Genomic DNA, 14,780 nt, shown 5'->3' on the forward strand with positions numbered 1-14,780 from the left:
ACGATGGGACAGACTTTGCCGAAGCCCGGATTGCGGCCGTTCCTGCCTGATGACGTGCCGGTGCTCGCCGCGATCTTCACCGCGAGCATCGAGGAGCTGACCGGCGACGACTATAGCGAGGCGCAGCAGCAGGCCTGGATGGAGGCGGCCGAGGACGAGGAGTTCGGCAAGCGGCTCGCCTCCGACCTGACGCTGATTGCGACGCTCGATGGCTCGCCCATCGGCTTCGCCTCGCTGCGCGGCAACGACCACATTCGCATGCTCTATGTGCATCCGGCGGTAGCCGGGCAGGGCATCGCGACCCTGCTGGTCGATGCGCTGGAGAAACTCGCCGGCGGCCGCGGCGCGACAAGCCTTTCTGTCGATGCCAGCGACACCGCACAGGGGTTTTTCGCCAAGCGCGGCTACACCGCCCAGCAGCGCAACAGCGTCACCATCAACGACGAGTGGCTCGCCAACACCACCATGAAGAAGACGCTCGGAGCGGGGCAATGAGCAAGGAGCGCCTTTATCTGTTCGACACCACGCTGCGCGACGGCGCGCAGACCAATGGCGTGGACTTCACGCTGACGGACAAGCAGGTCATCGCCGCGATGCTCGATGATCTCGGCATCGACTATGTCGAGGGCGGCTATCCCGGCGCCAATCCGACCGACACCGAGTTCTTCGCGGCCAAGCCGAAGCTCAATCATGCGCGCTTCACCGCCTTCGGCATGACGCGCCGGGCCGGGCGCTCGGTCTCCAACGACCCCGGTGTCGCCGGGCTCCTCGAAGCGAAGGCCGACGCGATCTGCTTCGTGGCAAAATCCTCGGCCTATCAGGTGCGCGTCGCGCTGGAGACGACGAAGGAGGAGAACCTCGCCTCGATCCGGGACAGCGTCGCGGCGGCAAAGGCCGCTGGCCGCGAGGTCATGCTCGACTGCGAGCACTTTTTCGACGGCTACAAGGAGGATGCCAGCTTTGCGCTCGCCTGCGCCAAGGCCGCTTATGACGCCGGCGCGCGCTGGGTGGTGCTGTGCGACACCAATGGCGGCACCATGCCTGACGAGGTCGAGGCCATCGTCGCCGAAGTCACAAAACACATCCCTGGCGATCACGTCGGCATCCACGCCCATAACGACACCGAGCAGGCCGTGGCCAACTCGCTCGCCGCGGTGCGCGCCGGCGCCCGGCAGATCCAGGGCACGCTGAACGGCCTTGGTGAGCGCTGCGGCAACGCCAATCTCTGTTCGCTGATCCCGACGCTGAAATTGAAGAAGGATTTTGCCGACGCTTTCGAGATCGGTGTCACCGCCGAGAAGCTGGCAACCCTGGTCAAGGTCTCGCGCACGCTCGACGACATGCTCAACCGCGTGCCGAACCGGCATGCGGCCTATGTCGGCGAGAGCGCCTTCGTCACCAAGACCGGTATCCATGCTTCCGCGGTGTTGAAGGACCCGCAAACCTATGAGCACGTGCTGCCGGAGACGGTGGGCAACCACCGCAAGGTCCTGGTCTCCGACCAGGCCGGCCGTTCCAACGTCATCGCCGAGCTCGACCGTGCCGGCATCCCTTACGAGAAAAGCGATCCGAAGCTGACCCGCCTCGTCGAGGAGTTGAAGGAGCGTGAGGCGGCCGGCTACGCCTATGAATCCGCCAACGCTTCGTTCGAGCTCCTGGCGCGCCGCACGCTGGGCAAGGTGCCGCATTATTTCGAGGTCGAGCAGTTCGACGTCAATGTCGAGCAGCGCTACAATTCGCACGGCGAGCGCGTCACCGTGGCGCTCGCGGTGGTGAAGGTCGATGTCGCCGGCGAACACCTGATCTCGGCGGCCGAAGGTAACGGTCCCGTCAACGCGCTCGATGTTGCCTTGCGCAAGGATCTCGGCAAGTACCAGAAATACATCGAGGGCTTGACGCTGATCGACTACCGTGTGCGTATCCTCAACGGCGGCACCGGCGCGGTCACGCGCGTTCTGATCGAGAGCGAGGACGAGAACGGCGACAGCTGGACCACGGTCGGCGTCTCCCCGAACATCATCGACGCCTCGTTCCAGGCGCTGATGGATTCGGTGATCTACAAGCTCGTGAAGTCGGGGGCGCCGGCGTAGGGAAACGGCGGCAGCTACAAACGCCGTCATTGAGGAGCGAGGCGACGAAGCAATCCAGACTGTCTCCGGGGAGGGCATTCTGGATTGCTTCGCTTCGCTCGCAATGACGGGGGGAGGGAGCACGCATGATCGACCACATCTCCGTCGGCGTCAGCGACATCGAGCGCGCCGCAAGATTCTACGAGGCCACGCTCGCGACTCTCGGCCTCACACGCCTCGTCACACGACCGCGGACGGTCGGCTTCGGCAAGGCCTATCCCGAGTTCTGGATCAATCTGCGCGAGAACATGGCGCGTGTGCCAGCGGGGAGCGGCGTCCACATCTGCCTGCGGACGAAGACGATTGACGAGGTCGATGCGTTTCATGCGGCCGCTCTCGCCGCAGGCGGGGCCTCCGACGGCGCGCCCGGCATCCGCCCGCACGATCGCGTGCGCTATTACGCGGCCTTCGTGTTCGATCCCGACGGCAACCGCATCGAGGCGGTGACGTTTCCGGCGGAGTAGGACTCACTATCGCCACGAAGGAGCTGCGCTCCCTCTCCCGCTTGCGGGGGAGGGCTAGGGTGGGGGTGTCTCCGCGGGCGAGGACCCCCAAGAGGAGAGAACCCTCACCCGCCGCTACGCGGCGACCTCTCCCGCGAGCGGGAGAGGTTACCGAGCCCGCGGCCAGATCAAGCCAAACCAATCTTCAGAGCTTGCGCGCCACTTCCGGCGCAAGCTTCTTCTCGGCCTCGTCGATCTGGGCCGCGGCCGCCTTCAGCTTCGGCAAAATGTCATCGACGCGATCGGCCTTGAGGATGTCGACCGAAAGGCCGGCACGGATGAACTCGGTCTGGCGCATGTGCGACAGCAGGGAGAACAGCGGCTCCCAGAAATTGTCGATATTGGCGAGCAGCACCGGCTTGGCGTGACGGCCGAGCTGTTTCCAGGTCAACTGCTCGACCAATTCTTCCAGCGTGCCGACGCCGCCCGGCAGCGCCACGAAGGCGTCGGAGCGTTCGAACATCAAGCGCTTGCGCTCGTGCATGTCGGGGGTGACGATCATCTCCTGTACGCGCGTCAGCGCGTTCTCGCGCATCCGCAGGAAGTCGGGGATGATGCCGGTGACGGTGCCGCCGTGATCGAGCACGGAGGTCGCGACCGAGCCCATCAGGCCAAGCGAGCCGCCGCCATAGACGAGGCGGATGTTGTTCTCGGCGAGCGCCTTGCCGAACGCCTTGGCGCCTTCGGTGAAGCGGGGATTGGTTCCGGGGCCGGAGCCGCAATAGACACAGACGGTTTTGATCGTGCTCATTGGTGCCATGATGCATTGCAGCGAAGAGGCGTCAAGTCCAATCGGTGATTCGATACTCCCGGAAATCTACCGGTAAATGGCGACAAACAATCGAAGATTCGCCATCTGGCGGGGTGCGTTGACATCGGGAAGGCTCTATATGACAGGCGAAAATCGTTAATCGCAGCGACGCCCGCATCCGGCGGGATTTCAGGCTTTTTGATGGACCAACCTCAATCGTTCGACGGCGCCAACGTTCCCGATCCTGCCGGCGGCCCGGCGGAGCGGGCCACGTTGATGGGCACGCTGGCGCATCTGTGGCCTTATATCTGGCCGGGCGACCGCTTCGACCTGAAGATGCGCGTGGTGTGGTCGCTTGTGCTGCTGCTCGCTGCCAAGCTGATCACGTTGACGGTACCGTTCAGCTTCAAATGGGCGACGGACGCGCTGACCGGCGCCAATACGGCGCCGCTGCAGGCCGACAATTGGCACCTCTGGGTGATTGCCTCGCCGTTGCTGCTGACCGTGAGCTACGGCACGATGCGCATCTTGATGGCGCTGCTGACGCAGTGGCGCGACGGCATCTTTGCGCGCGTCGCCATGCATGCGGTGCGCAAGCTCGCCACCATCACCTTCATCCATATGCACGAGCTGTCGCTGCGCTTTCATCTCGAGCGCAAGACCGGCGGTCTGACGCGCGTGCTCGAGCGCGGCCGCGAGGGCATCGAGGTCATCGTGCGCATGGTGATCCTGCAGCTGATCCCGACCATCGTCGAGGTCACGCTGCTGATGGCGGTGTTGCTCTGGCAGTTCGACTGGCGCTACGTGGTCGCGACGCTGATCACGGTCACGCTCTACATGTACTATACCTACATCGCGACCGAGTGGCGGATCGGCATCCGCCGCAAGATGAACGATTCCGACACCGAGGCGAACACGAAGGCGATCGACTCGCTGCTCAACTACGAGACCGTGAAGTACTTCAGTGCCGAGGCGCGTGAGGCGCAGCGTTACGACAAATCGGTGGCGCGTTACGAAGAGGCAAGCGTCCACACCTACACCTCACTCGCGGTGCTCAACACCGGCCAGGCGGTGATCTTCACGCTGGGGCTGACCGCGACCATGCTGATGTGCGCGATCGGCGTGCGCAACGGCACCAACACGGTCGGCGATTTCGTGCTGGTCAACGCCATGATGATCCAGCTCTATCAGCCCCTGAACTTCATGGGCATGGTCTATCGCGAGATCAAGCAGGCGATCATCGACATCGAGAAGATGTTCAATGTGCTGGGCCGCGAGGCCGAGATCAAGGACGCGCCCGATGCGCAGCCGTTGGTCATCTCCGCCGGCACCGTGCGCTTCGAGGACGTGCGCTTTGCCTATGAGCCGACGCGGCCGATCCTCAAGGGCATCAGTTTCGAGGTGCCGGCCGGCAAGACCGTCGCCATCGTCGGCCCGTCCGGTGCGGGCAAGTCGACGATCTCGCGCCTCCTGTTCCGCCTCTACGACGTCTCCGGCGGCAAGATCCTGATCGACGGCCAGGACATCCGCGCGGTGACGCAGGATTCACTTCGGGCCTCGATCGGCATGGTGCCGCAGGATACCGTGCTGTTCAACGACACCATCCGCTACAACATCCGCTACGGCCGCTGGGACGCCGACGATGCCGAAGTCGAGGAAGCGGCGCAGCTGGCGCAGATCGACCATTTCATCCGCATGTCGCCGAAGGGCTACGAGACCCAGGTCGGCGAGCGCGGGCTCAAACTGTCCGGCGGCGAGAAGCAGCGCGTCGCGATCGCACGCACCGTGCTGAAGGCGCCGCCGATCCTGGTGCTGGACGAGGCGACCTCGGCGCTCGACACCCACACCGAGCACGAGATCCAGGGCGCGCTCGACCGGGTGGCGAAAAACCGCACCTCGCTGGTGATCGCGCACCGGCTTTCGACCATCGTTGGGGCCGATGAGATCATCGTGCTGGACCAGGGCCGCATCGCCGAGCGCGGGACCCACGCCAAGCTGCTCGCGCATGGCGGCCTCTATGCCAGCATGTGGAACAGGCAGCGCGAGGCCGAGGCGGCGCGCGAGAAACTGGCCAAGATGGCCGACACCGGCGAGGCCCCCAACCGGGAGCCGCCGGCGGTCAATGACGCCCTGACGGCACCCGCGGCGGCGGAGTGACCTTGTCTCCGGTCCCAACTCTGGCCTAAACAAGCCCGCGCGACGACCCGTGCCATTAACTCCGACCGGCAGATAGCGATGTCCATTCTCGATTCGATCCAGCGTCAGATCCCACCGATCCACAAGGAGGGTTATCCCTTCATCGGCGGCTTTGCGCTGGCCAGCCTGATCCTGTTCTGGCTGTGGTCGCCTCTGGGCTGGATCGGCACGATCCTGACCGTGTGGTGCGCGCTGTTCTTCCGCGATCCCGTGCGCGTGACGCCGGTGCGCGAGGGGCTGGTGGTGTCGCCGGCCGACGGCCGCGTCTCGATGATCACCATGGCGTTGCCGCCGGCTGAGCTCGGGCTCGGCGACCGGCCGTTGCCACGCATCTCGGTGTTCATGAGCGTCTTCAATTGCCACGTGAACCGCGCTCCCTTAGCGGGCAGGGTGGACCGCATCGCCTACCGCCCCGGCCTCTTCATCAATGCCGAGCTCGACAAGGCCAGCGAAGACAATGAGCGCAATTCGCTGGTGATCTCGACACCGACGGCGCGGATCGGCGTGGTCCAGATCGCAGGGCTCGTCGCCAAGCGCATCGTCTGCTTCGTCAGGGAAGGCCAGGCGATCGGCGCCGGCGAGCGCTTCGGTCTGATCCGCTTCGGCTCGCGGCTCGACGTCTATCTGCCTGTGGGTACCAAAGCGCTGGTCTCGGAAGGGCAGACCGCCATCGCCGGCGAGACGATTTTGGCCGATCTTGCCGGGGACGATCCCAGCCGCGCCTACCGCGCCAATTAACCAATAGTCGGTCCACGAGGGCCTTCCGCCGCAATGGCGGAGGGGGACGCGGCTTGCTATATCTCGCCTTGAGGTGAGGACAGCCATGACGCCCTATGACTTCAAAGATCCCGACACGCGCCGCCGGCGGTTCCGTCCGATTCCGGTGCGGATGCTGGTGCCCAACGTCATCACGCTGCTGGCGATCTGCGCCGGCCTGACCTCGATCCGGCTGTCGATCGAGGGACGGATGTCGCTCGCCGTCTACGCCATCGTGTTCGCGGCGGCCCTCGACGGCATCGACGGCCGCATCGCGCGCATGATCAAGGGCCAATCCAAGTTCGGCGCCGAGCTCGACAGCCTCGCCGATTTCGTCAATTTCGGCGTCGCGCCCGGCCTGATGCTGTATTTCTGGCAGCTGCACGAGCTCGGCAATGCCGGCTGGATCGCCGCCATGGTGTTCGCGATCTCCGGCGGCCTGCGTCTGGCGCGCTTCAACGCCACCATGGACGATCCCAACAAGCCGGCCTTCGCGGCCAATTTCTTCACTGGCGTGCCGGCGCCGGCCGGCGCGATCACCGTGCTGCTGCCGATCTACGTCGCGTTCCTCGATCTCGGCCGCACTCCGGCTGCGGTGACGGCGGCCTATACGCTCCTGATCGCCTTCCTGATGGTGTCGCGCTTGCCGGTGTTCTCCGGCAAGACCAAGCGCATGCGCGTGCCGCCCGAGCTGGTGCTGCCGGCGTTCGTCGCCGTGATCGTTTTCATCGCACTGCTGATCGCCTATCCCTGGCACGTGCTGTCGATCGGCACGGTGCTGTATCTGCTCTGCTTGCCGCTCGGCTACAAATCCTACCGCGACCAGGCGCGCGCGATGGAAGCCACGGCGTCATCGGGAGGCGAGGTCTCATCGCCGCCTTCGGCGCCGACGCTGGCGAATTTGTCGGAGCCGCCGCCGGATGACGACCGGCCCGGACGGCTGCATTGAGCTTTTTCGCGGATATCTGCCATGAGAGTGCGTTGAGTTGGGTCGAGGCTCGATCTCAGCTATATCGCCCCGTGCCGGCGGCACCGCGCCAACAGCGGCCGCCAATCTGGGAGAGAACGCCGTGACCAATTCCGCGACCGGGCCGCTGCCCGCTTCCGTCCTCGAAGCGCTGGGCCGCTACGACACGCCGACGATCTGCAATGCCATGGAGATCGTGGCGCCCGAGCGCCGGCTGATCGGCTACACCACCAAGCAATTGGTCTGTCCGTTCCCCGATCTGCCGCCGATCGTCGGCTATGCCCGCACGGTCGCGATCCGCTCGGTGCTGAAATCCTCGCTGCCGGCGGAAGAGCAGTCCGAGCGCCGCATCGAATATTACGAGTATGTCGGCACCGGCCATGGCCCGCGCATTTCGGTGATCCAGGACATCGACGGTCCTGACGTCGGCTACGGCGCATTCTGGGGCGAGGTGCAGAGCAACGTGCACAAGGCGCTCGGCTGCCTCGGCGTCATCACCGACGGCTCGATCCGCGACATCCCACAATGGGCCCCGGGTTTCCAGGCGCTGGCCGGCTCGATCGGCCCCTCGCATGCCTGGGTGCATGCGGAAAGCTTCGGCGGCGAGGTGCGCGTTGCCGGTATGACCGTGAAGTCGGACGATCTGATTCATGCCGACCAGCACGGCGCCATCGTGATCCCGGTCGATGTCGCCGCAAAGCTGCCCGAGGCTGCCGAGCTCTGTGGCCGCCGCGAGACGCCGATCCTGGAGATCGCCCGCAGCCCCGACTTCTCGCTGGAGAAGCTGAAGGCCGCGCTGAAGCGCTCGGCGGAAATTCACTGACGGGACTGAACGGCCTACGGCCGCGACGCCAGCCGTGGGCTGCCCTGTTCCGTCAGAAACAGGGCGGCCTGATCCGGCTCGCCAAACACCGCGGCGGCGCATCCGATCAGGGTGAAGCCGCCGGCAAGATCCCACAGCGTGATGTCCTCCGCATTGTCCGGGAGGTGAATCAAGCGCGCTGCGATCACTGCGAAGACGGCCTCGGCAAAGAGCGCAAGGCTGAAGGCCGGCAGAACGAGCTCCGGCTCGAGCAGGTGGAGCGCCAACACCGCAGGCAGCGCGGTGAGAAGACTGAACAGCGTCAACATTGCAATAGGCTCCTGCGCTGGAGCATGCCGCAGGGCTGAGAATAGCAGATCATCCTTCGTCTCGCCCGTGGCGCAGGGCCGCAGTCGTTCCATCCGGAGGATGAGCAAACCTTCTCGCATCTGTTCAACTAGACGCCGGGCCTTCCTCGCGCCGTCGCGCCGCAATCATGGTTAGCAAAGTGTTGAAATTCGTGTCGGCAGCCGGCAAAGCCGGCTTCCTCCCGATGCGCTACGCCGGTCTGGCGCGCGGGCTCAACTTAACCTTTACGCGGCTTTAAGGGCGGCACTCTAGGGTTTCCGATGCGGTTCGGGGTTGGGCCGCGCCAGCGGCCAGGACGGCCGTTGTTGCGTACGCGTTGGAGTATCCCATGGATATCATGACGAGCGTCGGGCTCACGGCGGGCATCATCGTCATCACTGCGATGATCTTCATGGGCGGCGACCTCCACATGTTCATCTCCGAACATGCGATGATCATCATCTTCGGCGGCTCGGTCTCCGCCACCATGATCCGCTTTCCGCTCTCGGCGCTCCTGCACGGCCTCCCGCTCGGCGCCAAGTTCGCCTTCACCATGAGCCGGCTGTCGGCCCACGACCTCGTTGACGAGCTCGCCCGCATCGCCGAGATCGCCCGCAAGCAGGGTCCTGTCGGCCTCGAAAAGGTCGAGACTGACGAGCCGTTCCTCGCCAAAGGCATCCGCTACGTCGCCGACGGCTACGACCTCGACTTCATCCGCGACAATCTCGAGCGCGACCGCGACAACTTCCTGATGCACCTGGACGAGGGCAGCAAGATCTATCGTGCCATCGGCGACTGCGCCCCAGCCTTCGGCATGATCGGCACCCTGATCGGCATGGTGCAGATGTTCGCGAACATGACCGACCCCTCCAAGCTCGGCCCGTTCATGGCGACCGCGCTGCTCGCCACGCTTTACGGCGCGCTGGTTGCGAACCTGTTCTGTCTGCCGATCGCCGACAAGCTGCACGGCAAGCTGCTGGACGAGGAAACCAATCGTACCCTGATCATCGATGGCATCCTGATGATCCGCGACTCCAAGAGCCCGACGCTCGTGCGTGAAATGCTGCTGGCCTACCTGCCGGAGAAGCATCGTCACGCCGAGGGTGAGCCGGTGCCGGCGTAAGACCGCCCGCCGGGATTTTCAGCCATGGCCAAGAAGAAACGCGGCGATGCGCACGGAGGCGGTCACGGCTGGTTCGTGACCTTCGCCGACCTTATGGGCTTGATGATGAGCTTCTTCGTGATGCTCGTCGCATTCTCGACGCAGGACGCCAACAAGCTGAAGATTGTCGCGGGATCGATGCGCGACGCCTTCGGTGTGCAGAGCGAAGCGCGCTATGCCGGCATCGTCGAGTCCGACGGTTTGCCGACCCGCCCACGGCTGAAGAATGTCGACCATATCCAGCCCGAGGATGCCTCCAACACGCCGACGCCGGACCAGGAGGATCGCGACCGCACGTCGGGAGCGAAGATCAAGGTCGACCGCAATTTCGCGCTCGCCGCGGCCTCGCTGCGCCAGGCGCTGCAGGACATGCCGGAGCTGACCGAGATGTCCAAGCACATCATGTTCGAGGAGACCAAGCAGGGTCTCAACCTGGAGATCGTCGACCAGGACGGCCGCTCGATGTTCGCCGACGGCTCCAAGGTGCCCTATGACCGCACCCGCCGTCTGGTCGAAAAGCTCGCGATCCCGCTCAAGGCGACGCCGCTGCGCGTTTCCATCGCCGGCCATACCGCGGCGGGCTTCGTGCCGACCCGCAGCGAGTATGGCGCCTTCGATCTGTCGGCCGATCGCGCCAATGCCGTGCGCCAGATCCTCGAACGCGAAGGCCTGCCGCCGTCGCACATCTTCGCTGTCTCCGGAAAGGCGGACACCCAGCCGCTGTTTCCGGACGATCCCTCGCTCGCGGCCAACCGGCGGGTGACCATCACCCTGATGCGCGAAGATCCGCCGCTGCCGCCAAATCTGAAGCCCTGAGCATGATCCGGTAAAGTGGGCACCGATTTTCCGACGAGATCATGCTCGGAAAATAAGTCCTCTTGCGTTACCATTTTACCTGAGGCATGTCGTCGCGCGGGCGACGAACGTTGCTGCGGTGTCACAGCTTCTGTCTGGACGCCTGCTATGGTGATGGTCTGATTGACAGGCGCGCCGGAAGCGTCGAAAGGCGCCGGATCAATTCCAGGGAAGAAGCGTTTTCCACCTTCATGACGGCGAGCATCACACAGGCCGAGACCCAGGATGGGCAACCGGTCACCTCAGGTTTTTGGGCCCTTACGCTCGGGAGCATCGGCGTCGTCTTCGGCGATATCGGCACCTCGCCCCTGTATGCATTCCACGAGGCTGTCAAGGCCGCGGCCCATGGCGAGCCGGTCTCGCGGGTCATCGTGCTGGGCGTGCTCTCGCTGATCCTGTGGGCGCTGCTGATCGTCGTCACCGCCAAATACGTCCTGCTGCTGCTGCGCGCCGACAATAACGGGGAGGGCGGCACGCTCTCCTTGATGGCTCTCGGCCAGCGCGCGCTCGGGCGGCGAAGCTGGGTTCTGCTCGCGCTCGGCGTGGTCGGCGCCTCCATGTTCATCGGCGATTCCATGATCACGCCGGCGATCTCGGTGCTGTCGGCGGTCGAGGGCCTGAAGCTCGCAACCCCCGCGCTCGAGCACTACGTGGTGCCGCTCACCGTGCTCATCCTGGTGCTGCTGTTCGCGGTCCAGAGCAAGGGGACCGCGCTGGTGGCCTCGGCCTTCGGGCCGGTGATGATGGTCTGGTTCACTGTCATCGCGGTGATGGGGGCCGTCCACATCGCCGACGACCCCTCGGTGCTGGCGGCGATCAATCCCTACTACGCGGTGCAGTTCGTGCTGTCGCACGGCACGATCGGCCTTGTGACGCTCGGCGCGGTGTTCCTGGCGGTGACAGGGGGCGAGGCGCTCTATGCCGATCTTGGCCATTTCGGCCGCAAGCCGATCCAGTTGGCCTGGATGTTCTTCGTACTTCCCGCGCTTTTGATCAACTATTTCGGGCAGGGCGCGCTGGTGCTGTCCGATCCGAGCGCAATCGAGCATTCCTTCTATCGCATGGTGCCTGAAAGTCTGGTGCTGCCGCTGGTCGGGCTTGCGACCGCAGCGACCGTGATTGCGAGCCAGGCGGTGATCACCGGTGCCTATTCGCTGGTCTACCAGGCGGTGCAGCTCGGCCTGCTGCCGCGTTTCGAGGTCCGTTATACGTCCGAGACCCATGCCGGCCAGATCTATCTTCCGCGGGTGAACCGGCTGCTGCTGATCGGCGTGATGCTGCTGGTGCTGCTATTTCACACCCCCAGCAATCTGGCCTCGGCCTACGGCATCGCCGTCTCCACCACCATGGTCGCCGACGGCATCATGGGCTTTGTCGTGATCTGGAAACTGTGGAACTGGCGCGCGGCCACGGCTGCGGCCGTGATCGTGCCCTTCGTCGTCGTCGACCTGAGCTTCTTCAGCGCCAATCTGCTTAAGCTCCTTGAGGGCGCCTGGGTACCGCTGCTGTTCGGGGTGGTCATGGCGGGAACGATCTGGACCTGGCGGAAAGGCTCCGGGATTCTGATTCAGAAGACGCGCCGGATCGAGGTGCCGCTGGACGATCTGATCCGGAGCCTGGAAAAGCGGCCGCCGCACATCGTCAAGGGCACCGCTGTGTTCCTGACCAGCGATCCCTCGTTCGTGCCGACCGCGTTGCTGCACAATCTCAAGCACAACAAGGTGCTGCACGAGCACAACGTGGTCCTGACCATCGAGACCGCGCATACGCCGCGGGTCGATCTGTCGGAGCGGTTCCGCATGGAGAAGATCAGCGAGAAATTCTCCAAGGTCCGTCTGCGCTTCGGCTACATGGAGCAGCCGAACGTGCCCAAGGCGCTCGCGATCGCGCGCAAGCAGGGTTGGCAGTTCGACATCATGTCCACGTCGTTCTTCGTGTCACGAAGGTCGCTGAAAGCGTCGGCGCAATCGGGCATGCCGCTGTGGCAGGACCATTTGTTCATCGCGCTGAGCCGGTCCGCCAACGACGCCACGGATTACTTCCAAATCCCCACCGGGCGGGTGGTTGAAGTCGGAACCCAGGTCACCATCTAGAACGCAACTGGCCAAGTCATGCGAATTTGCATGGCTAGGCTCCGGAATCGGGCTAGGCTATGCCGGTAGCGCAGGACTATAAGCCGCGCGCTCTTCCGCCATTGTGCAGTGAAGCATTTTAGAGGCCACCGGGCTCTCCATGACAAGCGATGTAGCGATTTCCGCCCCGGAAACGGCGGCGGCCAATGGGCATGGCGAGGCCCACACCACCGCCCGTTTCGGCGCGCTGACGCTCGGCAGCATCGGCGTCGTCTACGGCGATATCGGCACCAGCCCGCTATATGCGTTCCGTGAGGCGGTGATGGCCGCCTCGGGCGCAGAGGGGTTGCCGACGCCGGCAGCGGTGCTTGGCGTGCTCTCCCTGATCCTGTGGGCGCTCATCGTCGTGGTGACGCTCAAATACGTCGTGATCCTGCTCCGTGCCGACAACAATGGCGAGGGCGGCACGCTGGCACTGATGGCGCTGGCCCAGCGCGCGGTCGGCACCGGCGGGGCGACCATCGTCCTGCTCGGCATCATCTCCGGTGCGCTGTTCTACGGCGATGCTGTGATCACGCCGGCGCTCTCGGTGCTGTCGGCGATCGAGGGCATGAAGGACGTCACGCTCCGGTTCGAGCCATATATCGTGCCGCTGACGGTGGTGATCCTGGTCTGCCTGTTCGCGGTGCAGTCGCGCGGAACCGCCCGCGTCGCCGCGTTCTTCGGTCCGATCATGTGCGTCTGGTTCGTAGTTATCGCGGCGGCGGCAATCCATCCGATCATTCAGCAGCCGCAAGTCCTCTACGCGCTGAACCCGCTCTACGCCGTGTCTTTCATGTTCCACCACGGCATCATCGGCTTTGTCACGCTGGGCGCCGTATTCCTGGCGGTCACCGGCGCCGAGGCGCTCTATGCCGACCTCGGCCATTTCGGCAAGCGGCCGATCCAGTTCGCCTGGCTCTCTATCGTGCTGCCCTCGCTGGCTCTGAACTATCTGGGGCAGGGGGCGCTCGTGCTCAGCGACCCCGGCGCCATCGTGAGCCCGTTCTTCCAGCTGTTCCCGCAAGGCTTCTTCCGCGGCTGCATGGTCGTGCTCGCCACCATGGCGACCGTCATCGCGAGCCAGGCGGTCATTACCGGCGCCTATTCGCTGACGCGCCAGGCGATTCAGCTTGGGCTGCTGCCGCGCTTCGAAATTCGTCATACCTCTGAAGCCCATTCCGGCCAGATCTTCATCCCGCGCATCAACCAGCTCTTGCTGCTCGCCGTGGTGTTGCTGGTGCTCTTGTTCCGCTCCTCCAGCGCGCTGGCCTCGGCCTACGGCATCTCCGTCACCGGAACCATGGTGGTCACGGCGATGATGGGCTTCGTGGTGATCTGGAAGGTCTGGCGGTGGTCGCCGCTCGCCGCCGCCGCGCTGATCGCGCCGTTCCTGTTCCTCGACCTGACCTTCCTGGCGGCCAACCTGCTCAAGGTGTTCGAGGGCGGCTGGATGCCGCTGGCGCTCGGTGCGCTCATCATCATCCTGATGTACACGTGGCGGCGCGGCAGCCGGCTGCTGTTCGAGAAGTCGCGCAAGCTCGAGTTCCCGCTCGCCGACCTCGTGGCCATGCTGGAGAAGCGGCCCCCGCAGCGCGTGCCCGGCACCGCCGTGTTCCTCACCTCGGACCCGCTCAGCGCGCCGACCGCACTGATGCATAGTCTGAAGCACTACAAGGTGCTGCACGAGAAGAATGTCATTCTCACCATCGAGACCGCGCAGACGCCGCGGATCGATCCGGCCGAGCGCGTCAGGCTGGAGCAGATCTCACCGACCTTCTCCAAGGTGACGCTGAAATTCGGCTTCATGGAATCGCCCAACGTGCCGAAGGCTCTGGCGATCGCGCGCAAGCTCGGCTGGCAGTTCGACATCATGTCGACCTCGTTCTTCCTGTCGCGCAGGGCGCTGAAGCCCGCGGTGCATTCCGGCATGCCGCGCTGGCAGGACCGGCTGTTCATCTCGCTCAGCCGCTCCGCCAACGACGCCACGGACTATTTCCAGATCCCCTCGGGCCGTGTGGTCGAGGTCGGCACCCAGGTGACGATCTAGGCCCAGGATTCAAAGCGCACTTCAAGTCGCTGCGATTTAGCTTTAACTTGCGCCGGGCGGCTCAAGCCTTTGTAGTGCTTGATTTTAACAAGCCGAGAGGCGAGGTTGCCGCCGGCCGGGGACGCCCCGGCACGCGGCTCGCGATGTTGG

At 64.6% G+C, this 14,780-nt stretch carries 13 protein-coding genes; 11 read left to right on the forward strand and 2 right to left on the reverse strand.

What is annotated here, in order from left to right; translation table 11 throughout:
* Positions 1-3 precede the first annotated feature (3 nt).
* The 3 genes from IVA81_RS04190 (at position 4) to IVA81_RS04200 (ending at position 2,593) form a co-directional block, all read left to right on the forward strand.
* Positions 4-495 carry a GNAT family N-acetyltransferase gene (locus IVA81_RS04190; RefSeq protein ID WP_247312659.1) on the forward strand — a complete coding sequence of 164 codons (492 nt, stop codon included), beginning with the start codon at positions 4-6 and terminating at the stop codon, positions 493-495.
* The gene (gene cimA, locus IVA81_RS04195; protein WP_247312661.1) at positions 492-2,090 is read left to right on the forward strand and encodes a citramalate synthase; all 1,599 of its coding nucleotides are present in this window, start codon (positions 492-494) and stop codon (positions 2,088-2,090) included. The genes IVA81_RS04190 and cimA overlap by 4 nt, the downstream gene beginning before the upstream one ends.
* Positions 2,091-2,215: 125 nt before the next feature.
* Positions 2,216-2,593: a VOC family protein gene (locus IVA81_RS04200; protein WP_247312664.1), complete on the forward strand. Its 378-nt coding sequence runs from the start codon at positions 2,216-2,218 to the stop codon at positions 2,591-2,593.
* Between the two features lie 184 nt (positions 2,594-2,777).
* Here the strand turns inward: IVA81_RS04200 and IVA81_RS04205 are convergent, their stop codons facing one another.
* Complete coding sequence (locus IVA81_RS04205; protein ID WP_247312667.1) at positions 2,778-3,383, reverse strand: TIGR00730 family Rossman fold protein; 606 nt, start codon at positions 3,381-3,383, stop codon at positions 2,778-2,780.
* A 201-nt stretch (positions 3,384-3,584) separates the two neighbouring features.
* Here IVA81_RS04205 and IVA81_RS04210 point away from each other — a divergent pair, with 201 nt between their 5' ends.
* From IVA81_RS04210 to IVA81_RS04225, 4 genes are all read left to right on the forward strand, one after another.
* The gene (locus tag IVA81_RS04210; RefSeq protein ID WP_247312671.1) at positions 3,585-5,540 is read left to right on the forward strand and encodes an ABC transporter ATP-binding protein/permease; all 1,956 of its coding nucleotides are present in this window, start codon (positions 3,585-3,587) and stop codon (positions 5,538-5,540) included.
* 72 nt (positions 5,541-5,612) lie between these two features.
* On the forward strand, positions 5,613-6,317 hold the full coding sequence (locus tag IVA81_RS04215) for a phosphatidylserine decarboxylase (protein ID WP_346659364.1): 705 nt from the start codon (positions 5,613-5,615) through the stop codon (positions 6,315-6,317).
* Positions 6,318-6,402: 85 nt separating this feature from the next.
* Positions 6,403-7,284: a phosphatidylcholine/phosphatidylserine synthase gene (locus IVA81_RS04220; RefSeq protein ID WP_247312676.1), complete on the forward strand. Its 882-nt coding sequence runs from the start codon at positions 6,403-6,405 to the stop codon at positions 7,282-7,284.
* Between the two features lie 121 nt (positions 7,285-7,405).
* Positions 7,406-8,125, forward strand: coding sequence for an RraA family protein (locus IVA81_RS04225; protein ID WP_247312679.1), 720 nt, complete (start codon positions 7,406-7,408; stop codon positions 8,123-8,125).
* Positions 8,126-8,139: 14 nt separating this feature from the next.
* Here the strand turns inward: IVA81_RS04225 and IVA81_RS04230 are convergent, their stop codons facing one another.
* Positions 8,140-8,433 (reverse strand): hypothetical protein, encoded by a 294-nt coding sequence (locus IVA81_RS04230; protein WP_247312682.1) that lies wholly within the window; start codon positions 8,431-8,433, stop codon positions 8,140-8,142.
* Positions 8,434-8,801: 368 nt separating this feature from the next.
* Between IVA81_RS04230 and IVA81_RS04235 the strand changes: the two genes are divergently transcribed.
* The 4 genes from IVA81_RS04235 to IVA81_RS04250 all read left to right on the forward strand — a co-directional run bounded on the left by IVA81_RS04235 (position 8,802) and on the right by IVA81_RS04250 (position 14,630).
* On the forward strand, positions 8,802-9,575 hold the full coding sequence (locus IVA81_RS04235; RefSeq protein ID WP_247312685.1) for a MotA/TolQ/ExbB proton channel family protein: 774 nt from the start codon (positions 8,802-8,804) through the stop codon (positions 9,573-9,575).
* A 24-nt stretch (positions 9,576-9,599) separates the two neighbouring features.
* On the forward strand, positions 9,600-10,430 hold the full coding sequence (locus IVA81_RS04240; protein WP_246919562.1) for a flagellar motor protein MotB: 831 nt from the start codon (positions 9,600-9,602) through the stop codon (positions 10,428-10,430).
* A 230-nt stretch (positions 10,431-10,660) separates the two neighbouring features.
* Positions 10,661-12,562 (forward strand): potassium transporter Kup, encoded by a 1,902-nt coding sequence (locus IVA81_RS04245; RefSeq protein WP_247312688.1) that lies wholly within the window; start codon positions 10,661-10,663, stop codon positions 12,560-12,562.
* 139 nt (positions 12,563-12,701) lie between these two features.
* Positions 12,702-14,630 carry a potassium transporter Kup gene (locus IVA81_RS04250; RefSeq protein ID WP_247312690.1) on the forward strand — a complete coding sequence of 643 codons (1,929 nt, stop codon included), beginning with the start codon at positions 12,702-12,704 and terminating at the stop codon, positions 14,628-14,630.
* The last annotated feature ends 150 nt before the right edge of the window (positions 14,631-14,780 follow it).

This window comes from Bradyrhizobium sp. 141 (assembly GCF_023074055.1).
Lineage (GTDB): Bacteria > Pseudomonadota > Alphaproteobacteria > Rhizobiales > Xanthobacteraceae > Bradyrhizobium.